This window comes from Paenarthrobacter ilicis (assembly GCF_016907545.1).
GTDB lineage: Bacteria > Actinomycetota > Actinomycetes > Actinomycetales > Micrococcaceae > Arthrobacter > Arthrobacter ilicis.
In genome coordinates this window covers 2,667,432-2,687,972 of sequence record NZ_JAFBCD010000001.1, presented here as the reverse complement: position 1 = coordinate 2,687,972, position 20,541 = coordinate 2,667,432, and the positions used below count along the sequence as shown (strand labels likewise).

Annotated in this window: 21 protein-coding genes and 1 riboswitch; of the genes, 15 read left to right on the top strand and 6 right to left on the bottom strand. The window is 64.5% G+C overall.

The window, feature by feature from the left end:
• The first annotated feature begins 27 nt into the window (after positions 1–27).
• Positions 28–146: riboswitch (TPP riboswitch) on the top strand.
• From thiO to JOE60_RS12210, 3 genes are all read left to right on the top strand, one after another.
• A complete protein-coding gene (thiO, locus tag JOE60_RS12220; protein ID WP_167263273.1) occupies positions 137–1,387 on the top strand; it encodes a glycine oxidase ThiO in 1,251 nt (416 codons plus the stop codon). Its footprint overlaps the riboswitch before it by 10 nt.
• Positions 1,384–1,620 carry a sulfur carrier protein ThiS gene (gene thiS, locus JOE60_RS12215; protein ID WP_167263271.1) on the top strand — a complete coding sequence of 79 codons (237 nt, stop codon included), beginning with the start codon at positions 1,384–1,386 and terminating at the stop codon, positions 1,618–1,620. The genes thiO and thiS overlap by 4 nt, the downstream gene beginning before the upstream one ends.
• 4 nt (positions 1,621–1,624) lie before the next feature.
• Positions 1,625–2,422 (top strand): thiazole synthase, encoded by a 798-nt coding sequence (locus JOE60_RS12210; RefSeq protein WP_167263269.1) that lies wholly within the window; start codon positions 1,625–1,627, stop codon positions 2,420–2,422.
• Between the two features lie 82 nt (positions 2,423–2,504).
• On the opposite strand, the gene JOE60_RS12205 is transcribed toward JOE60_RS12210, so the two are convergent.
• Genes JOE60_RS12205 through JOE60_RS12195 form a run of 3 tightly spaced genes read right to left on the bottom strand, consistent with a single transcriptional unit; the run spans position 2,505 to position 3,862 of the window.
• On the bottom strand, positions 2,505–2,807 hold the full coding sequence (locus tag JOE60_RS12205) for a hypothetical protein (protein WP_167263267.1): 303 nt from the start codon (positions 2,805–2,807) through the stop codon (positions 2,505–2,507).
• Between the two features lie 45 nt (positions 2,808–2,852).
• Positions 2,853–3,077 (bottom strand): DUF3107 domain-containing protein, encoded by a 225-nt coding sequence (locus tag JOE60_RS12200; protein WP_167263265.1) that lies wholly within the window; start codon positions 3,075–3,077, stop codon positions 2,853–2,855.
• A gap of 50 nt (positions 3,078–3,127) precedes the next feature.
• Positions 3,128–3,862 carry a TetR/AcrR family transcriptional regulator gene (locus JOE60_RS12195; RefSeq protein ID WP_204814920.1) on the bottom strand — a complete coding sequence of 245 codons (735 nt, stop codon included), beginning with the start codon at positions 3,860–3,862 and terminating at the stop codon, positions 3,128–3,130.
• 6 nt (positions 3,863–3,868) lie between these two features.
• On the opposite strand from JOE60_RS12195, the gene moeB reads away from it, so the two are divergent.
• Positions 3,869–5,071, top strand: a complete 1,203-nt coding sequence (moeB, locus tag JOE60_RS12190) for a molybdopterin-synthase adenylyltransferase MoeB (protein ID WP_167263263.1) — start codon at positions 3,869–3,871, stop codon at positions 5,069–5,071.
• A 39-nt stretch (positions 5,072–5,110) separates the two neighbouring features.
• Positions 5,111–6,115, top strand: coding sequence for an SDR family NAD(P)-dependent oxidoreductase (locus JOE60_RS12185; RefSeq protein ID WP_167263262.1), 1,005 nt, complete (start codon positions 5,111–5,113; stop codon positions 6,113–6,115).
• Positions 6,116–6,143: 28 nt separating this feature from the next.
• Here the strand turns inward: JOE60_RS12185 and JOE60_RS12180 are convergent, their stop codons facing one another.
• The gene (locus tag JOE60_RS12180; protein ID WP_167263261.1) at positions 6,144–7,463 is read right to left on the bottom strand and encodes a glutamyl-tRNA reductase; all 1,320 of its coding nucleotides are present in this window, start codon (positions 7,461–7,463) and stop codon (positions 6,144–6,146) included.
• A gap of 158 nt (positions 7,464–7,621) precedes the next feature.
• Between JOE60_RS12180 and hemE the strand changes: the two genes are divergently transcribed.
• The 10 genes from hemE (at position 7,622) to JOE60_RS12130 (ending at position 18,931) form a co-directional block, all read left to right on the top strand.
• Positions 7,622–8,737 (top strand): uroporphyrinogen decarboxylase, encoded by a 1,116-nt coding sequence (gene hemE / locus JOE60_RS12175; protein ID WP_167263260.1) that lies wholly within the window; start codon positions 7,622–7,624, stop codon positions 8,735–8,737.
• Between the two features lie 5 nt (positions 8,738–8,742).
• Positions 8,743–10,254: a protoporphyrinogen oxidase gene (gene hemG, locus JOE60_RS12170; RefSeq protein ID WP_167263259.1), complete on the top strand. Its 1,512-nt coding sequence runs from the start codon at positions 8,743–8,745 to the stop codon at positions 10,252–10,254.
• Between the two features lie 72 nt (positions 10,255–10,326).
• Positions 10,327–11,028 carry a hydrogen peroxide-dependent heme synthase gene (gene hemQ / locus JOE60_RS12165; protein ID WP_167263258.1) on the top strand — a complete coding sequence of 234 codons (702 nt, stop codon included), beginning with the start codon at positions 10,327–10,329 and terminating at the stop codon, positions 11,026–11,028.
• On the top strand, positions 11,025–12,248 hold the full coding sequence (locus JOE60_RS12160) for a ferrochelatase (protein ID WP_167263256.1): 1,224 nt from the start codon (positions 11,025–11,027) through the stop codon (positions 12,246–12,248). Before hemQ ends, JOE60_RS12160 begins: the two co-directional genes overlap by 4 nt.
• A complete protein-coding gene (hemC, locus tag JOE60_RS12155; protein WP_167263254.1) occupies positions 12,245–13,231 on the top strand; it encodes a hydroxymethylbilane synthase in 987 nt (328 codons plus the stop codon). Before JOE60_RS12160 ends, hemC begins: the two co-directional genes overlap by 4 nt.
• Complete coding sequence (locus JOE60_RS12150; RefSeq protein ID WP_167263252.1) at positions 13,218–14,087, top strand: uroporphyrinogen-III synthase; 870 nt, start codon at positions 13,218–13,220, stop codon at positions 14,085–14,087. Before hemC ends, JOE60_RS12150 begins: the two co-directional genes overlap by 14 nt.
• The gene (gene hemB, locus JOE60_RS12145) at positions 14,084–15,067 is read left to right on the top strand and encodes a porphobilinogen synthase (protein WP_167263250.1); all 984 of its coding nucleotides are present in this window, start codon (positions 14,084–14,086) and stop codon (positions 15,065–15,067) included. Before JOE60_RS12150 ends, hemB begins: the two co-directional genes overlap by 4 nt.
• Positions 15,064–16,149 (top strand): LLM class flavin-dependent oxidoreductase, encoded by a 1,086-nt coding sequence (locus JOE60_RS12140; protein WP_167263248.1) that lies wholly within the window; start codon positions 15,064–15,066, stop codon positions 16,147–16,149. The genes hemB and JOE60_RS12140 overlap by 4 nt, the downstream gene beginning before the upstream one ends.
• Positions 16,150–16,197: 48 nt before the next feature.
• Entirely contained in the window at positions 16,198–17,517 is a 1,320-nt protein-coding gene (hemL, locus tag JOE60_RS12135) for a glutamate-1-semialdehyde 2,1-aminomutase (protein ID WP_167263246.1), read from the top strand.
• A 130-nt stretch (positions 17,518–17,647) separates the two neighbouring features.
• Positions 17,648–18,931: a glycoside hydrolase family 3 N-terminal domain-containing protein gene (locus JOE60_RS12130; RefSeq protein ID WP_167263244.1), complete on the top strand. Its 1,284-nt coding sequence runs from the start codon at positions 17,648–17,650 to the stop codon at positions 18,929–18,931.
• A gap of 99 nt (positions 18,932–19,030) precedes the next feature.
• On the opposite strand, the gene JOE60_RS12125 is transcribed toward JOE60_RS12130, so the two are convergent.
• Both JOE60_RS12125 and JOE60_RS12120 read right to left on the bottom strand, forming a co-directional pair.
• Positions 19,031–19,768 carry an amino acid ABC transporter ATP-binding protein gene (locus JOE60_RS12125; protein ID WP_167263242.1) on the bottom strand — a complete coding sequence of 246 codons (738 nt, stop codon included), beginning with the start codon at positions 19,766–19,768 and terminating at the stop codon, positions 19,031–19,033.
• Positions 19,765–20,529, bottom strand: a complete 765-nt coding sequence (locus JOE60_RS12120; protein ID WP_167263240.1) for an amino acid ABC transporter permease — start codon at positions 20,527–20,529, stop codon at positions 19,765–19,767. The genes JOE60_RS12125 and JOE60_RS12120 overlap by 4 nt, the downstream gene beginning before the upstream one ends.
• Between the last annotated feature and the right edge of the window lie 12 nt (positions 20,530–20,541).

Genomic DNA, 20,541 nt, shown 5'->3' with positions numbered 1-20,541 from the left:
GCACACCAGAGTAGTTCCTCTAAACTGGGCGGGTACTGCGGGAGCCGGGACGTCCGTCATATGACCCACCGGCTGAGAGGGCTTCAGCGCCGACCGCTTGACCTGATCCGGCTAGTACCGGCGTAGGGAAGGAAACATGGCAGACTCCCGCCACGCACCAACCAGGACAACCCTTCGGGCTGACGTCGCCGTGATCGGCGGCGGCATTATTGGCCTGGGCATAGCTCACGAGGCCAGGCGGCTCGGCCGCTCCGTAGTTCTCATCGACCCCGCACCGGCCTCCGGCGCCACCTTCGCAGCTGCGGGGATGCTGGCACCCGTCAGCGAGCTGCACTACCAGGAGGAAGACCTCCTGGACCTCATGGTGGAATCATCAAGGCTGTGGCCGGGCTTCATCAACAGCATCGGGGGTGCCACCGGATACCGCACGACGCCCACCCTCGCCGTGGGAGCCGACGCCGCAGACCGCCGTGCGCTCGCGGATTTGCGCTTGGTTCAGGTGGCGGCAGGACTGGGCGTTGAACCTCTGGGCCTGCGGGAAGCAAGAACGCGTGAGCCATTGCTCAGCCCTGGAATCTCCAGCGCCTTCGAAATTCCGGCGGACCACCACGTGGATCCCCGGCAGTTGGCCGCCCGCCTGATGAAGATCCTCTCCGCGCACTCAACGTCTGATGCCAGTTGGGTGGAGGAGGCAGCGGCAGGATTCTCCGTTGCCGACACCGCAGTCCGGCTCCTGTGGGACCATTCCCGGGTAGCAGGGGTGGAGCTCGGCTCCGGGACCGTGGTCCACGCAGCGGAAACAGTGGTGGCCAACGGCCTGGGTGCAGCGTCCTTGCAGGGGCTGCCGTCCGGCCTGGCTCTTCCGCTGCGTCCCGTCTACGGGGATATCCTCAGGCTGCGCGTGCCAGAGCACTTACGGCCCCTGGTGACCTCCACCGTCCGTGGACTCGTCCGGGGTGTGCCCGTTTACATCGTCCCCAGGGACGACGGCACAGTGGTCATTGGCGCCACCCAACGGGAGGACGGGTTGTCCGCCTCATCCAACGCCGTTTCAGCAGGCGGCGTCTACCAGCTTCTGCGCGACGCCCAGGCGCTGGTCCCCGCGGTGGCCGAACTTGAACTCCTGGAGGCCACGGCACGCGCCCGGCCCGGAACTCCGGACAACGCACCACTGCTGGGACGGATCGGAAGCCCCGGCGGATACGTCCGCGGACTCCTGATCGCCACCGGCTTCTTCCGGCACGGAGTCCTGCTCACACCCGTGGCCGCGAAGATCACGTGTGGCTTGATGGAAGGCCATGACGATCCCCGCTGGTCACTTTTCCGTCCCGACCGTTTCAACGACACCCTGAATCACCACCACCTGCGAGGCAAGGAAACAGCATGAACATCACACTCAATGGCGAACTCCGCGCCGTGGAGCCCGAGTCGTCAGTCAGCACCTTGGTCAGCTCCGTAACTGGCCGGGTCCTTGACCACCGCGGCCAGGCCACCGACGGCGGAAAACTGGGTGTCGCCGTCGCCCGCAATTCCGAGGTGGTGCCCCGCAGCCAGTGGGCAGCCACCGCGCTCGCCGACGGCGACGAACTGGAACTCGTTACAGCAGTCCAAGGAGGCTGACCGCATGACCACCACACAGTCGAACGTCATCACTGATGCCCTGGAGATAGACGGCGTCATTTTGGGCTCCCGTTTGATCATGGGGACCGGGGGAGCGCCCAGCCTTGACGGGTTGGGTGCGGCCTTGCTGGCCTCCGGGACGGAGCTGACCACAGTTGCCATGCGCCGCTACTCACCGGCGGAGACGGGCTCGCTCTTTCAACTCCTGATGGACCACAACATCCGGGTGCTGCCCAACACCGCCGGATGTTTCACGGCAAAGGACGCCGTGATGACGGCGGAGTTGGCCCGCGAAGCGCTGGAGACTGACTGGGTGAAGCTGGAGGTCATCGCGGACGAGCAAACCCTCCTTCCCGATGCCGTGGAACTCGTGGATGCCACGGAGCAGCTGGTGAACCGCGGCTTCAAGGTTTTCGCTTACACCAACGACGACCCCGTCCTGGCGTTGAGGCTGGAGAACCTGGGCGCCACCGCCGTCATGCCCCTGGGTGCGCCCATTGGGACCGGACTGGGAATACTGAATCCGCATAACATCGAATTGATCGTGTCCCGGGCCTCGGTGCCGGTTGTTCTGGACGCCGGGATCGGAACGGCGTCCGATGCTGCCCTGGCCATGGAGCTCGGCTGTGATGCGGTCCTGCTGGCCACTGCGGTAACAAGGGCGCAGGACCCCATCCGCATGGGCGAAGCTTTCAAGCACGCGGTGACCGCCGGGCGCCTGGCCAAGTTGGCCGGCCGCATCCCGCGCCGCGAGCACGCATTGGCTTCCTCTGCAATGGAGGGCCGGGCGGAGTTCCTTTAAGCGCATGTGCCCTTAAAGAAGACATGTGCCCTTAAAGAAGAATGGCCATCACCCTGAGGTGATGGCCATTCTTCTTTGTTCGTCAGAGGCTCAAAGCCCTGGTCATTGCCTCAATGTCTTGCTTGGTGCGGACCCGCCCACAGAAAACCACGACGGCGGCCGCAGCCGCGGTGCCGATCACGATGGGCAGAACCCACGGAATCCAGGTGGCGCCTGGCTGATAGCCCAGCCCGGCGCTGATGAACGCAATCCAGCTGAGGGCGCCGACTCCCGCCGAGACGCCGGCAGGCAGTGCCACGCCGTAGGTGGTGTGCCGTTTATCGTTGGCCCACACCATGAACCCGGTGGCAACCGTTGCCAAAACCACAACGACGAGTGAAAGCATTGAGACTCCTTGGCAGCTGAACGGAACCGGGTTGGACGGGTGGGGCTAGAGAGCGCCGAAGCCTACGCGGCGGACTTCTTCAGCACCGATCTCCACGTACCCCAGGACACTGCCGGGAACAATGATCTGCCGGCCCTTTTCATCCGTCAGGCGAAGCTCAGAGCCCTTTGACACGGCTTCTGCCACGATGTTGGCCACAGCTTCAGCATCCAAAGCGGATTCAAGCACAATTTCGCGGCCGACGTTCTGAATGCCGATCTTTACTTCCACAGCAAGGCCTCCAAGCCAATCAAGTGTTAAGTCAGTCCTCTATTTGTAGCCTAGGACTCTTTAGGGAATCGACTGATTCCGCGCCAAGCTAAACGATAGATCAGATCGCTGGCCACATCGAGGTCAAGGTTTCCGTCTGTTTCGAGCCAGTACCGCGCGCTGACCTGGGCCATTCCTGCCAGGCCGCGGCCCAGAAGCTGCGCTTCCAGGGGAGGCAGCTTGGTGTCCTCTGCAATGACGTGCGCGACGGCGTCCGCAAAGGTTTTGTTGAACGTCTCCAGCCGGGAGCTCACGTCGGGATCATTGATGAGATCGGATTCGAATACCAGGCGGTGCGCCTGGTCGTCGTCGGCGATGAACCGGAAGTAGGCGCGCATGACGGCCTGGACGCGTTCCTTGTTGTCCGAAGTGGAGTTCAAGGCGCTGAGCATCAGCTCAGTGAGGGTGGCCAGGTGGCTGTCCAGCAGTGCCATGTAGAGCTCACGCTTGGAGGGGAAGTGCTGGTAAAGCACCGGTTTGCTGACACGGGCAGTCTCGGCAATTTCATCCATGGCTGCTCCGTGGAAGCCGTTGGACACAAAAACTTCCAGTGCTGCTGACAGCAACTGTGCGCGGCGTTCATCCCTTGGCAGCCTGGGCGATCGGGGTGAACTTGTCCGTTCCTGCTTCGCGGGTGCTCCATCGTTTGCCCGTGTGCCGTCAGCCACAGTCTGCCGCCTTTCCTTTGCAGTTATGACCACTCTACCGGTGGGTAATATGACCGGGCGGTATCTGCGGGCATACATTGGGGTATGGCCTCAATTGTTGCTGCCCGCACCGCCGCGCCCGCTGTCCTGCCACCCCTGGTGGAACCCGCCCCGGACCTTACACCGGCGGAAGTGGAACGGTATTCCCGGCACCTCATCATTCCCGAAATCGGCGCCGTGGGCCAGCGCAGGCTGAAGAACGCCAAGGTGCTGGTCATCGGCGCCGGCGGACTTGGTTCACCGGCCCTCCTGTACCTTGCAGCCGCAGGCGTGGGGACATTGGGAATCGTCGACGACGACGATGTTGACCTCAGCAACCTGCAACGCCAGGTCATCCACGGAGTCGCGGACGTAGGCACCCCCAAGATCGAGTCGGCACGCCGGGCCATTGCCGATCTGAACCCTTTGGTCTCCGTGGTGACCCACAATGTCCGCTTGGATGCTTCCAACGCCCTGGAACTCTTTGCCCAGTACGATCTCATCCTCGACGGCGCAGACAACTTTGCTACCAGATACCTGGTGAACGATGCCGCGGCGATTCTGGGAAAGCCCTATGTGTGGGGCTCGATTTTCCGGTTCGATGGCCAAGTCAGCGTATTTTGGGCAGATCACGGTCCCACGTACCGGGATCTGTACCCCGAGGCCCCACCCGCCGGCTCCGTGCCGTCGTGCGGTGAGGGCGGCGTCTTCGGCATGCTCTGCGCCGCTGTGGGATCGCTGATGGTGACGGAGGCAGTGAAGCTGATTACTGGCGTCGGGCGTTCCCTCCTGGGCAGGGTGGCACTTTTTGATGCCCTGGGCGGAAGCTGGCGTGAAATCAAGGTGTCAAAGGACCCTGAGGCCACGCCCGTGACGGAATTGACCGACTACGAAGCCTTTTGTGGCATCGCTCCCGTGCAGGAAACAGACCAAGCCCACACCGTGACAGCCACGGAGCTGGCGGACATGCTCCGGGAGCGCGGGCTGGGACAGCGGGACTTCGAGCTGGTGGACGTCCGGGAATCGGGCGAGCACAGCATCGTCAGCATTGAGGGGTCCGTGCTGATCCCCCAAGGCAGGATCCTGTCCGGTGAATCCTGGGCAACCCTGCCCCAGGACAAGGACATTGTGTTCCATTGCAAGGCCGGTACGCGGTCCGCTGCCGTTCTGGATGCGGCCCGGAAGGCCGGATATACGAGGGTCAGGCATCTCGACGGCGGTATCCTCGCCTGGGTCCGGGACGTTGAGCCGGACAAGCCCGTTTACTGATTCGTTGCCCGGGAGTACTTTTTTCTGTCAAGCTCAACCATGAGCGAAGAACAAACAGTCACGCAGCAACACCCGTTGGAGTCCGGCTTCGGTCACGGTTCCACCGCCATGGAGGTCATCGAAGGAATTGATCTCTCCGGGCGGACAGCCATTGTCACCGGAGGCTATTCAGGACTCGGGCTGGAAACCGTCCGGGCCTTGGTGTCCGCCGGCGCGGAGGTCACCGTCCCCGCCCGTCGGCCGGAGCGCGCCAGGGAAGTGCTGGCCGCTGAAGGACTCTCCAACGTCGCGGTGGAAGAGATGGACCTGGCAGACCAGGAGAGCGTCAAGGGCTTTGCGTCCCGCTACCTTTCTGCGCTCTCTCTTTCCGGGCACGGGTCGCTGGACATCCTGATCAACAACGCAGCCATCATGGCCAGCCCGGAAAGCCGGGTGGGGCCGGGGTGGGAAGCGCAGTTCGCCACCAACCACCTGGGCCACTACACGCTGGTGAACGCTTTATGGCCCGCCTTGGTTGCCTCGGGGAGCGCCCGCGTGGTTTCGCTGTCCTCAACGGGCCACAAGCTCTCGCCGATCCGCTTTGATGACATCAACTTTGACAGCGGCTACGACAAGTGGCGCGCCTACGGCCAGGCCAAAACCGCCAATGCCCTCTTTGCGGTGGAGCTGGACCGCCTGGGCCGTGAGCATGGCGTCCGCGCTTTTGCCGTGCATCCCGGCGGAATCATGACCGAGTTGCAGCGCCACCTGCCAAAGGAAGAAATGGTGGCGGCCGGGTGGATGGACCAGGAGGGGAACGTCCGTGAGGGGTTCAAGACCCCGGTGCAAGGCGCGGCGACGTCAGTGTGGGCAGCCACGTCACCGGCGCTGGACGGCAAGGGCGGCGTCTACTGCGAGGACTGCGACATCGCCAACCCTACGGATAAGGAATCTCCACTGGCGCGGTACCAGGGCGTGGACGCCCACGCGGTGGACCGGGAGGACGCGAAGAAACTCTGGGAGCTGTCCGCCGGGCTGACGGGAATGGACGCTGTCCGTCAGTAAACGGACAACATGTGGAAGAAACCTTAGCTCAGGCGCTTTCGGAGCGGAGTTGCCCGTGGTCCACCGGGCACTCCGCGGCCGGGGCCGCGGAAGGTTGTTCCACCTGGATCCCGTAGAGGGCTTCCAAGGCGGCAACGTACTGGTCCTGCTGGCCGTTGGCGGCAAGCTCGCGGGCGCGGACAGTGGGTGTGTGCAGCAACTGCTTGACCATGCGGCGAAGGGCGAACTCGACTTCTTCAGCGGCAGCCGTGCAGCCGTGCCGGGCGCGGACCTTCTCCATCTCCGCGTCCAGGACGTTCATGGTGTGCCGGCGCAGGGCAACAATGGCAGTGTCCACGGAACGGGCCTCGCGCTCGGACTCAAAGGACGATGCCGCGCCAGTGACAATGGCGCTGGCTTGGGACAGTGACTCTGCCTGCTCTTGCGGGGCAGCCAGGCGGACGGACTCCAGCGTCAGCAACTCCACCCCTTCAAGCTCGCCCACAGCGGGATCGAAGTCGTGAGTCAGTGCGAGGTCGATGGCAATCAATGGTTTTCCTGAGTTCTCCCGGACGCGGGCCAGCTCGGCGGCTTCAACGCGGTTGTCAGAGCCACTGCAGCCGATCATGACGTCAGCTGCGGCGACGGCGGCGGGGAGGGTGTCGGCGTCGAGCGCTGTTCCCCCGCGGGTGGCGACGAAAGCTTCGGCGCGGCCGGACGATGAGTACACCGAGATATCCGTGCAGCCGCGTTCGCGCAGGAGGGACATGGTTGCCCCTGCGTAGGCGCCGGTCCCGAAGACCACTACTTTCTTGGACGTCCAGTCGTGATCCTCGGCGAGGTCGGTCGCAAGGTCCAACGCGACGGAAACGATGGAGAGGCCGCGGGAACCGAGAGCGGTCTGGGCGCCCACATCCTTGGCGGTCTTTGATGCTGCCTGGAAGAGGCGGACCAATCCCGAACTTGCAGTTCCTTCTTGCTGGGCGTTGATCAGGGCCCGGCGTACCTGTCCGGCAATCTCACGCTCACCCACCACTGCAGAATCAAGCCCGGCGCTCACGGCGAACAGGTGGCGGGTAACGTCAGGGCCGGTGTTGGTGGCCAGGGAACGCGACACCAGTTGTTCATTGAGGCCGCTCAAGTCACTGATGCGGGAGACCAGGGCCGAACGTGCGGCCTCGACGTCGTCTGGATTGGCTGTTTCGCCGTAAACCTCATACCTGTTACAGGTGGCCAGCACCACGGCTCCGGAAACCACGGGGGAGTCCTCGAGGGCGGAAGAGGCGAGGCTTGAGGAACCGTTGCTCAACTGAGCGACAGTTTCGAGGTCGATGTCGGCGTGTGTAGCCACCAATGAGAAAAGAACCACAGCAAACCCATCATAGCTTTTTCGTAGCCCGGTAGAACAATATGCAGCCGTGGTGCTCCGCACTCCACAGGGTGATGCGCAACACAGCCGATCCCGCCCGGCCGCACGTGACAGCTTGTCGTTATCTTTTACCCGGGATTTTGGGCACAATCGAAGGCATGACTTCTAGCTCGGCAGCACCCCAGAGTACGGCCTCCAACGCCCCGGCGGGAACCCTCGGCGCCAACCACCCCTTGAAGGACGGCCGCACCTCGGAGTCGCCGCTCATCACGGCATACCGTGGTGGCACCCCCAGCCGCAGGCCCGTGTGGTTCATGCGGCAGGCGGGTCGCTCGCTGCCCGAGTACCTGAAGATCCGTGAGGGCGTCGCCATGCTCGACTCGTGCCTGCGGCCGGAGCTCGCTTCCGAGATCACGCTGCAGCCCGTCCGCCGCCACGATGTCGATGCCGCGATTTTCTTCTCCGACATCGTCATCCCCTTGAAGCTCGCAGGCGTCGGAGTGGACATTGTCCCGGGCGTGGGGCCGGTGCTGGACAAGCCGGTCCGCACTGCAGCGGATGTGGCTGCCCTGCCTACGCTGACCTGGGAAGCACTTGAGCCCATCCGCGAAGCAGTCCGCCTGACTGTTGCCGAGCTCGGATCCACCCCCTTGATCGGCTTTGCCGGCGCGCCGTTCACCCTTGCCGCCTACATGGTGGAAGGACGGCCGTCCCGCGACCACCTCGGCCCGCGGACCATGATGCACGCCGATCCTGAAACCTGGACCGCACTGGCCAACTGGGCTGCCGACGCTTCCGGGCTGTTCCTGCAGGCCCAGCTGGAAGCAGGAGCTTCCGCCGGCCAGCTCTTCGATTCCTGGGCCGGGTCGCTGGGACTGGCGGACTACACCAAGTTCGTGGCTCCGGCCTCCGCCCGTGCACTGGATCACGTCCGCGGACTCGGCGCACCGTTGATCCATTTCGGCACCGGTACGTCGGAGCTGCTGGTGGCCATGCGTGACGTGGGAGTGGACGTGGTGGGGGTCGATTACCGCCTGCCGCTCGATGAGGCCAACCGTCGTTTGGGCGGAACTGTGCCCCTGCAGGGAAATATCGATCCGGCCCTGCTCTCCGCTCCCTGGGACGTACTGGAGAAGCATGTCCGCGAGGTCATCGAAGCCGGGGCATCAGCGCCGGGCCATGTTCTGAACCTTGGCCATGGTGTTCCCCCGGAGACCGACCCCACAGTTTTGACCCGGGTTGTGGAACTCATCCACTCGATTCCCGCGAAGTAGTCCTTATGCGTGGCACCTTCAATCGCGGCGGGGGACACCCCGCATCTTCTGCGGCAGGGCCCCCGGCAGCAGGGCCTTCTGCGGTAGTGGTGGGCGGTGGGGTTTCCGGTCTTGTTGCTGCCCGGGAACTCGCCATGTCCGGTATGGACGTCACCGTGCTGGAGGCCACTGAGCGCTGGGGCGGCTGCGTGGGAAGCCACGTGGTTGCAGGCCTCACGCTGGACAGCGGCGCCGAATCCTTCGCCACCAGGTCCACTGCCGTGGCGGACCTGGCGCGGGAGCTGGGTCTGGGCCACAAGATCATTGCACCGCACCCGGGTGGTGCCTGGGTTCAACTGCCTGACGGTCCACAGGAACTGCCTAAAACGGGCGTCCTGGGCATTCCGGCCAATCCATGGGACCCCGAGGTCAGGCGGTCCCTTGGATTCTTCGGCGCCTTGCGTGCCTCTGCCGACCGCTGGCTTCCGGCCTCCGTTGCCACCTCATCACCGGTAACCAGTGTGTCCGCGCTGGTCCGGACGCGCATGGGCCGCAAAGTACTTGACCGTCTGGTGGCCCCGGTGGTGGGCGGCGTCCACTCCGCCGATCCCGCCCTGCTCGACGTCGATATGGTGGCCCCCGGCTTGCGCGCCGGCATCCGGGCCCATGGTTCACTGGCCGCCGCCGTTGCCGAGCAGCGCAAGGCAGCCCGGGCGTCAGCGTCCCAACGCAAGGACTCCGGGCTGGCGAAGGCCGGTTCCGCCGTCGCCGGGCTGGAAGGCGGCATGAACACCATGGTGGCTGCGCTGATAGCCGATCTCACAACCAGGGGAGTGAAGCTGCGTGCGGGGAACGCTGTCCGTGAAGTCCGGCAAACGGCGGACGGATGGCGGATCGGCACGGTTGATGAAACGTTCGACGCCGGGCGGCTGGTAGTCGCCCTGGACGGTCCTGCGGCCATTGGGCTGCTGGAGAAGTCCGTTCCCGGCTTGGCGGAGCTGCGTCCCGCTCCCGGCCCGCTGGTGAGCCTGGTGACACTGGTGGTGGATCTGCCGGAATTGGACCGCCGTCCGCGGGGTACAGGGGTGCTGGTGGCACCGCAGACGCTGGGTATCACGGCCAAGGCCCTGACTCATGCCACAGCAAAGTGGGATTGGCTGGCCAACCAGGCGGGTCCAGGGAACCATGTGCTGCGGTTGTCCTACGGGCGCCGCGAGGAAGCCGGCGGGTCCGCGGACATTGTCCTCGACGATCAGTCTCTGCTGGCGGCGGCCCTTGAGGATGCGTCGACGCTGTTGACGGTTCCGGTGACGGGCGCCGACGTGGTGGATTGGGATGTGGTGCGCTGGGCAGGTGCCTTGCCGTTTGCCGCCGTCGGTCATAAAGAGCGCGTGGCGCATGTCCGCGAATTGTGCGGGGCGGCCCCCGGCCTGACGGTGGTGGGCGGCTGGTTGGCAGGAAACGGGCTGGCTGCGGTGGTTGGAGATACCCGGCAGCAGGCGTCGTCCGTCGAGTCCGGAATCCATCCAAAATTGTGATTTACATCACTTCTACGCTCCGTAGAAGTGATCCGTTTCGACTTAGCGGCTGGCACGGGGCAAACTTGAACCATGAGCCACACTTCTGCCGAATCTGTCACTAAAACTGCTGATACCGAAGAGCAGTTCTTCACGCTCTGGACTGTCTTCAAGCGCTCGGCCGACGTCCTGCGCAGCGGCGACGCAGCCCAGGAATACGAGGCCCTGGTAGAGAAGCTTGCCGAAGACGGGGTCACCGTCCGCGGCAGCTACGACGTCTCCGCAATGCGCTCCGACGCGGACATCATGGTGTGGCTCCATGGGGCCAAGCCCGAGGACCTGCAGGCCGCAGTCCGCTCCATCCGGCGCAGCAAGCTCTTCGCCGGCACCGGGATCGTATGGTCCGCCATGGGTGTGCACCGCGAAGCGGAGTTCTCCAAGAGCCACGTTCCGGCCTACGCGCGTGGCGTGGAGCCCAGCACCTGGCTGTGCGTGTACCCGTTCGTCCGCTCCTACGAGTGGTACATCCTCCCGGCCGAGGAGCGCGGCGCCATGCTCCGCGAACACGGCTTGCTGGGCAGGGAATTCCCGCAGGTCATCTCCAACACCGTCTCCTCCTTCGCGCTGGGGGACTGGGAATGGATCCTCGGACTCGAGGCCCCGGAACTGGTGGACCTGGTTGACCTGATGCGCCACCTGCGGGACAGTGAGGCCCGCAACCACGTCCGTGAAGAAATCCCGTTCTACACCGGCCGCCGCGTGTCCGCCGCCGAGATTGCCGAGGTCCTTGCATGAGCACTCCAGTCGTTTCCACGGCCGTCAATGAAGTCACCGAGCGCGGCCGCCAGGAACCCAAAAACTACGACGCCGTGCTGCTTGCGTCCTTCGGTGGGCCGGAAGGCCAGGATGACGTTATCCCCTTCCTCCGTAATGTGACCCGCGGCCGCGGAATCCCGGACGAGCGCCTGGAAGAGGTCTCGCACCACTACCGCGCCTTCGGCGGCATCAGCCCCATCAACCAGCAGAACCGTGAGCTGAAGGCAGCCATCGAGGCTGAATTGGCGCAGCGCGGCATTGACCTTCCCGTGCTGTGGGGCAACCGCAACTGGGATCCCTACATTGCCCCCGTCCTGCAGGACGCTTACGACGCCGGTCACCGCCGGATCCTGATGCTCACCACCAGCATTTACTCCTGCTACTCCAGCTGCCGCCAATACCGCGAGGACATTGGAGTTGCACTGACCGAAACAGGACTGGACGGCAAGCTTGCCGTGGACAAGATCCGCCAGTACTTCGATCACCCCGGCGTGGTGCAGCCCTTCCTGGAGGGCACCGCCGCCGGCCTGGAAGAGATCCGGGGCAAACTGGCAGCTGCCGGCGAGGCCGATCCGGACTCCAAAATCCGGGTGCTGTTTGCCACGCACTCCATCCCCACCCGTGATGCCCACGCTGCCGGCAACTCGCCGGAGGAGCCCCGCGAATTCGCTGAAGGCTCCGCTTACGCGGCCCAACACCTGGCCAATGCCAAGGCCATCATGGATACCGTGGCACCCAACGTTGCGTGGGACCTCGTGTACCAGTCCAGGTCCGGCGCTCCGCACATCCCGTGGCTGGAACCGGACATCAACGATCACCTGGAGGAAATCGCTCCCACCGGCGTCCGCGGTGTAGTGATAGTGCCCCTGGGCTTCGTCAGCGACCATATGGAAGTTGCCTGGGACCTGGACACGGAGGCACTGGAGACCTGCCGGAACCTGAACATCGAAGCCACCCGCGTTCCCACTCCGGGCACGCACGCGGCCTTCGTGTCCGGCCTGGTGGACCTCATCTCCGAGCGCACGCTGGACAACACCATTACCCAGCGTCCGCATGTAACGGACCTGGGTCCTTGGTATGACGTCTGCCGGCCCAACTGCTGCGAGAATTTCCGTGGCGCCAAGCCGGTGATTTCAGAAGCCGGGATCACCACGGGCACCGAACACGACCCCTACCCCGCTGCGGAGGCGGCCAAGTGACTGTCCGCATCGGCACCAGGGCCAGCAAGCTGGCACTGACGCAGACGCAGCAAACAGCTGACAAACTCGCGGCCGTTGGCGGCTTCGGCGTGGACCTGGTCCACATCAAGACCGAAGGCGACGTCAAGACAGGCTCATTGTCCCAAATGGGCGGAACGGGCGTCTTTGTGGCGGCTCTCCGTGACGCTTTGCTGGCCGACGTTTGCGACGTCGCTGTGCACTCCTTGAAGGATCTTCCCACTGGCGCTGCCTTGGGCTTGAGCATCGCTGCCACCCCCAAGCGGGTGGATGTCCGGGACGTGCTCTGCGCACGCGACGGCATGACATTGGCCCAGTTGCCGGAAGGCGCCAAGGTGGGAACCGGGTCGCCGCGACGGGCAGCCCAACTGCGGGCAGCACGTCCTGACCTGGAGGTCCTGGACATCCGCGGCAACGTGGATACCCGTCTTGGGCGTGTTCCCGGGCTTCCGGGCAACACTACCGACGCCGTGGTGCCGGGCAAATCCTGCGACCTTGACGCGGTGGTCCTGGCTGCTGCCGGGCTGGAACGAATGGGCCGACTGGATACGGTCAGCGAGTACTTCGAAACCGGCGTGATGCTGCCAGCTCCCGGCCAGGGTGCCTTGGCCATTGAATGCCGGACCGACGAGGCTCCCCAAGCCGAGGGCAGCAATGGCGTGCTGGCACAGGCACTGGCGGCATTGAACGACGACGATACCCGTCTGGCCGTCACCGCCGAACGCGCTGTATTGGCCCGTCTTGAAGCAGGGTGCGCTGCGCCCGTGGGCGCCTACGCCTTCCGGAAGGGCAGCATGCTGCACCTGGAGGCGGCGGTGTGCGCCGTGGACGGCTCCACAACTGTCCGGGAGAAAAAAGCAACCGACGGTCTCACGGAAGTGGGCGCCACGCTGCTGGGTATCGAGGTGGCTGAACTCCTGCTCGCTGCCGGTGCTGCGGAGATAGCGGACCTTGCCGCATCCTGATCCCGTTGAATCTGCGGTCCTGGTTGGTCGGCGTGTCCTGATTGCCAGGACCGCCGATCGCGCCCGGCCCCTGGTTGACCTTCTACGACAATCAGGTGCCGAGCCCTGGGTTCTCCCGCTGATCGACTTTGAACAGGCCAGGGACCAGGCTTCCCTGACGGCAGCTTTGGACCGTTTGACCGCCGGCGGTTTCGACTGGCTCGTCATCAGCAGCATCACTACGGTCCGCGTACTTCTTGACCACGCGGCCCAGCGGGGAATTGAACTGAACGATCTGGTTCCCAGCGGCACCAAAGTAGCCACCATCGGCCCAGCCTCGCAGCGTGCTGTGGAGTCTGTGGGCCTGACGGTCCACATGGCACCGACAGAAAACCAGTCAGCCGACGGCCTGCTGGCTTTGTGGAATTCCACGCCCGGCACAGTGCTCCTGCCACAAGCCGATATAGCGGCGCCCGGGCTACGGTCCGGACTTGCATCGCAAGGCGCGGATGTCACCGCCGTCGTGGCCTACCACACCGTCGATTACCCGGCCCGGGACCATCTGCGCCTGACAGCGGAACTGCCATCCGCCGTCGGGTCCAGCGACGACGCAACAGTGGGGCTGGAGGAAGCCACCAAGGGTCTCAGGGCCGGAACCATCCATGCGATCGTGGCAGCCTCGCCCAGCGGCGCGCGGCGGATCGCCTCGGCGCTCCCGGAGCTGGGTGCCTGCCGTTTCATCGCGATTGGACGTCCGACGGCGGCCGCGGCCTCCCAGCTGGGCCTCGCCGTCGCTGCCACCGCCAAAGTGCCAACACCGGACGGCATTGTGGCCGCCCTTGAATCTGTTTTCGCCAACGAAGGGAACCCGTCATGAGCTTTCCGAACCACCGCCCGCGCCGTTTGCGCACCACACCGGCCATGCGCCGGTTGACCGCTGAGAACCGGGTGGCGCCTGCCGACCTGATCCTGCCCGCATTCATCCGCGAAGGACTCACCGAGCCGAGCCCCATCAGCTCCATGCCCGGAGTTGTCCAGCACACCACCGATTCGTTGAAGCGGGCCGCGGCCGAGGCCGTGGAGCTGGGAGTCGGGGGCATCATGCTTTTTGGAGTGCCTGCCCAACGCGATGCGCGGGGGACGGCGTCCCTGGATCCTGAGGGCGTGCTGAACAAGGCCATCCGCGACGTCAGGGCCGAAGTAGGCGATGACCTGGTGGTCATGAGCGACGTTTGCCTGGATGAGTTCACCGATCATGGGCACTGCGGAGTCCTGGACGATCACGGATACGTGGACAACGATGCAACCCTGGCAATCTACGGGCAGATGGCCGTGGCCCAGGCCGAGGCGGGCGCGCACGTCCTGGGTCCCTCCGGAATGATGGACGGCCAGATCGCCGTGATCCGCCAGGCCTTGGAAGAGTCCGGGCACAAGAACACGGCAGTGGTTGCCTACGCGGCCAAGTACGCATCGGCATTCTACGGCCCGTTCCGCGAAGCCGTGGATTCCCAGCTCACGGGTGACCGCCGGACGTACCAGATGGACGCTTCCAACCGACGTGAAGCGATCCTCGAGGTGGAGCTGGACATCGAGGAAGGCGCGGACATGGTGATGGTCAAACCTGCCATGAGCTACCTCGACGTCCTGGCCGACGTTGCTGCCATGAGTCCGGTGCCCGTTGCGGCCTACCAAATTTCCGGCGAGTACGCCATGATCGAAGCGGCAGCGGCCAACGGCTGGATCGACAGGCGCGGAGCCATCACTGAGTCCGTGCTGGGGATCAAGCGCGCCGGTGCCGACAACATCCTCACCTACTGGGCCTCCGAACTCGCAGGCTGGCTGAAAGAGACCCGATGACCACTGAGTCCGCCGTTCCCACCGATCCCTCCGCACCTGTCGGTGCCCGGGAGATCCTCCTCGGGCTGAACACCTTCGGTGATGCGGGCCTGGACGCCGACGGCAATCCCAAGGAACACGCGCAAGTCCTGCGGGAGCTGCTGGAGGAAGCCAAGCTGGCTGACGCCGTCGGAATCCATGCCTTTGGCGTCGGTGAGCATCACCGGCGCGACTTCGCAGTCTCTGCCCCTGAAGTCTTCCTGGCGGCAGCCGCTGCAGTAACGTCACGAATCCGCCTGGGTTCAGCGGTGACGGTGCTGAGCTCCGACGATCCCCTCCGGGTGTTCCAGCGCTTCGCTACGGTGGATGCGATCTCCAACGGCAGGGCCGAAGTGATGCTGGGAAGGGGATCATTCATCGAGTCCTTCCCGCTGTTTGGCCTGGACCTGGCCGATTACGAGGTCCTGTTCGAGGAAAAGCTCGCACTCTTTGACCAAGCCCGTGCCCAGAAACCGCTCCATTGGGAGGGGCGGACCCGGCCGGCGATCAACGGATTGCAGGTTTATCCGCGCCTCGAGCATCACCTGCTTCCGGCCTGGATCGGAGTGGGCGGCACGCCTGAGTCCGTCCTGCGGTGTGCCGAATATGGGTATCCCATCATTTTTGCCATCATCGGGGGAGAGCCCCGCCGCTTTGCGCCTCTGGTGAATCTTTATCGTGACGCCATGGCCAAGCATGGGCATCCCATGAGGCAAATTGCCACGCATTCGCCCGGTTTCATCGCCGATACCGATCAAGCTGCACGTGACGAGCTCTTCCCGCACTGGTTGGACCAGCGCAACCGGATCGGCGCAGAACGTGGATGGGGACCCGGCAACCGGGGCGAGTTCGACGCCATGTGCGGGCCGGAAGGCGCGCTGTATGTTGGGTCGCCGGAGACGGTGGCACAAAAGATTGCCCTCCTCAAACGCAATCTTGGCGTGGACCGCTTCGACCTCAAGTACAGCAACGGCACCCTGCCGCACCAGTCCATGATGCGATGCATCGAGCTTTACGGCACCGAAGTCGCCCCCCGGGTGGCTGAATTGCTGGCCGCACAGTAGTTATCTCCGCGGAGCCTGCGGCCCCGGATCAACTGAAAGAAGAGAACCTTGACGTCCAATACCCCCGTGTCCGATCAGCTGTTTGACCGTGCACAGTCGCTGATGCCCGGCGGCGTGAATTCACCGGTCCGCGCGTTCGGATCAGTGGGCGGCACCCCCAAGTTCATGGTCTCGGCCAAAGGTGCCTACCTTACAGACGCCGATGGCAAGGAGTACGTGGACCTGGTGTGTTCCTGGGGACCGGCTCTCCTGGGCCACGCCCACCCTGCAGTGCTGGCCGCGGTACACGCTGCCGTGGACCGGGGACTCTCCTTCGGGGCGTCTACACCGGACGAGGCAAACCTCGCAGCGCTGGTCAAGGAGCGCGTGGGTGCCGTGGAGCGGCTCCGGATGGTCTCCACCGGTACGGAAGCAACCATGACCGCTGTCCGGCTGGCACGCGGTTTCACCGGCCGCAACCTCATTATCAAGTTCGCCGGCTGCTACCACGGCCACCTGGATGGGCTGCTCGCCGCTGCCGGCTCGGGTGTGGCCACGCTGGCCCTTCCGGGTTCGGCCGGCGTCACCGCGGCCACCGCGGCAGAAACACTGGTTCTTCCTTACAACGACCTCCCGGCCGTTGAAGCCGCTTTCGCTGCCCACGGTGCCAATATTGCCGCGGTCATCACGGAAGCAGCTCCGGCCAACATGGGCGTGGTCACACCTGGTGAAGGCTTCAATGCGGGACTCTCCAGGATCACCAAGGAGCACGGCGCGCTGCTCATCCTCGATGAGGTGCTGACCGGCTTCCGTACCGGGTACGCCGGATACTGGGGCCTCACAGGCCGCCAGGAAGGCTGGGCGCCGGACCTCCTCACCTTCGGCAAGGTCATTGGTGGTGGAATGCCGACGGCGGCACTCGGCGGCCGCGCGGACGTGATGGATTACCTCGCCCCTGTGGGTCCCGTCTACCAGGCCGGGACCCTGTCCGGCAACCCCGTGGCCATGGCCGCAGGCGTTGCCACTCTGACCAACGCGACTCCGGAGGTCTACGCGTTCGTTGATGCCCGGTCCTTGGAGCTTTCAGCGGCTTTGTCCTCAGCACTTGATGGGGCAGGCGTGGACCACTCGATCCAGCGTGCGGGAAACCTCTTCTCCGTCGCTTTCGGCACCTCAGCACACGGAGTCCACAACTACGACGACGCCCAGGGCCAGGAAACCTTCCGCTACGCGCCGTTCTTCCACTCCATGCTGGACTCCGGCGTATACCTTCCGCCGTCCGTCTTCGAAGCCTGGTTCCTGTCTGCGGCCCACGATGACGCCGCAATGAACCGAATCGTCGAGGCGCTCCCGGCAGCGGCCCGGGCTGCTGCCGCTGCCACGGCCTAAGCAACTCCACACTGCCCCGGGCGGCCGCGCGATGCGGCTGACCGGGGCATTGCCGTGTCCGTGCCTTGCTGCAGGCTGAAGCGGTAGGCTCGACAGTGGAAACCAGACCCCAACGAAATACACGGTTACCATGCGCACCACCAAGAAAATTTCATCCCTGGGCATCGGTGTGATCACTGCGGGAGCCCTGGCTGTCGCTGCGTCCGGATGCTCGGCCAGCACGGGCGGCGGCGATCCGGCAACCAGCCAGGCTCCGCCGTCGTCCCCTGCGGCCACCACATCCGTGCCCCCACCTTCCAGCGCCATGGCCTCGACGCCGGCAGCGTCGGCGAGCGGCTCACCCGCACCCAGCGGGACTACGGCAGCGGCCAACCCGCCGTCGGCCGCCGAGCAGCAGCTGGCAGCGCTCAGCCTGGAACAGCGGGTGGGGCAACTGTTCATGGTTGCCGCGAAGGCTACAGGCGCCGACCCCGCAACCATGGCCGCACTGACCAAATACCACGCTGGAAACGTCTACCTCAGCGGGCGCAGCAAAGCGGGGGCAGCCAGCGCAGCCGCCGTGGTGTCCTCCATGACCTCGACGGTCTCGCCGGCGACCACCGGGAACCTGCCCCTTTTCGTGGCCACCGACCAGGAAGGCGGATACGTCCAGGTCCTGTCGGGTCCCGGTTTCTCGCAGATTCCCACTGCCTTGGTCCAAGCGGCATCAGGACCTGCCAAGCTGCGGGCGGACGCCACAACCTGGGGCAAGGAACTGCGGAGCGCGGGCGTCAACGTGAACCTCGCGCCGGTCCTGGATACCGTGACCAGTCCAGGATTTGCACCCTCCAACGCCCCCATTGGGCACTTCCAGCGCGAGTACGGATACACCCCGGAGGACACCTCGCTGCTGGGCAATTCCTTTGCCGACGGCATGCGGGATGCGGGGGTGGCACCTGTGGTGAAGCACTTTCCCGGCTTGGGGAAGGTGGTGCCCAACACGGATGTAAGCAGCGACGTCCGCGATACCGCGACGACGCGCAACGATCCCGCACTGGCACCCTTCAAGGCCGCCATCCAATCGGGAACCCAGTGGGTAATGGTCTCCAACGCGTTCTATGACAAGATCGACCCCGCCAACATTGCCCCGTTTTCGCCCACGATCCTGGACATCATGCTGCGGGGCGACGCCGGGTTCAAGGGCATCGTCCTGTCCGATGACCTCTGCAGTGCAGCGCAGCTGGAGGCGTGGTCCGACGCCGACCGGGCGCTGAACTTCTTCTCCGCCGGTGGCACCATGCTGGTGTGTGCGGATCCCCTCAGCATCCCGGCAATGCATCAGGCAGTGGTGAAGAAAGCCCAGGAGGACCCGGCGTTCCGGGCCAAGGTGGATGCCGCCGCGCTGACGGTCCTCAGGGTCAAAACAGGCGCCTGAGCCAGGCCTGTGGCGTGGACATGCCAGCCCAGGCCAGGCAACGAAAAACCCCGCCTTCCATGCTCGTGACGAGCAGGGCGGCGGGGTTTTTCATGCGTCCTAGAGAACGTCCGAGAGGAAACCCTGAAGACGTTCCGTACGGGGATCCGTGAAGAGCTGTTCCGGCGGCCCGGACTCAACAACCACACCGGCGTCCATGAAGGTCACCACATCCGAGACGTTGCGGGAGAAGCCCATTTCGTGGGTCACCACCACCATGGTCATGCCGCCCTTTGCGAGGTCCGTCATGAGGGCCAGGACGCCCTTGACGAGCTCTGGGTCCAGGGCAGAGGTGGCCTCGTCGAAGAACATGACTTCCGGTTTCATGGCCAGCGCACGGGCGATCGCCACACGTTGCTGCTGCCCACCGGAAAGGTTGGCTGGACGTGAGTCGGCCTTGTGCTTCAAACCCACCAGGTCCAGCTGCGCCAAGGCCTCGTCACGGGCCTGTTCCTTGGTCATGCCGCGGATCTTGCGCAGGGCCAGCGAGATGTTTTCCGCCACGGTCTTGTGGGGGAACAGGTTGAACTGCTGGAAAACCATGCCGATCCTGCGGCGGAGTTCGTCAGGGTTGTCCTTCAATACCGAGCGGCCGTCCAGGAGGATGTCTCCCTGGTCCGGCTCGATCAGCCTGTTCATGACACGAAGCAGGGTTGATTTACCTGAGCCGGAGGGACCGATCACCGAAGCCGTGGTGCCTTGGGGGACGTGCAGGTCAATGCCACGCAGGACGTGGTTGCTGCCGAACGACAAATGGATGTTCTTGGCAGTCAATGTCCCTGAAGCGAATTCACTCATGCCTGGGCTCCTTTTCCGACCACTGCTGCGGCCTCGTCCGGCTCTTTCTTCTCAGGGCGGCCACTGCGCATCCTGGCATCAATCCAGTTCACAAAGTGCGTGAGCGGGATGGTGAGGGCCAGGTAGAAGATGGCGGCGGCAACATACGGAGAAAGGTTTCCGGTATTGGCGGCAGCATCCTTGCCGATCTGGAAGATTTCCCGTTCCGTCGCCAGCAGGCCAAGCATGAAGACCAGGGAGGACTCCTTGATCAAGGCGATGAACTGGTTGACCAACGCGGGCAGGACACGACGAATGCCCTGGGGCACCACCACAAGGCGCATGGCCGAGCCATAGCTGAACCCCAAAGCGCGGGTGGCCTCGAGCTGGCCCTTGTCCACGCTTTGGATACCGGAGCGGAAGATCTCACCGATGTAGGCGCCGGACATCATGGACAACGCCGCAATCGCCATGGGGTAGGGGCTGGTGGACCCTGTGAGTTGACGGAGAATCGGGCCGAAACCAAATCCGATCACCAGGATGGTGAGCACCGGCGGAAGCCCGCGCAGAATATCTGTGTAGACGCGGGCTATCCACCGTGCTGCTGCGTTCCGGGAGATCCCCATCAGGGCGAGCAGCATTCCTATCGCTGTCCCGATGATGCCGGAAATGACAGCCAGGATCAGAGTGTTCGGGAGACCGACGGCGAACATCTTGGGAAGGACTTCACCCATTGCCTCCCAGTCAAAGAAGGTGCTGGCAAGTTGGTTGAGGATATCCATGGAACGCCCGGA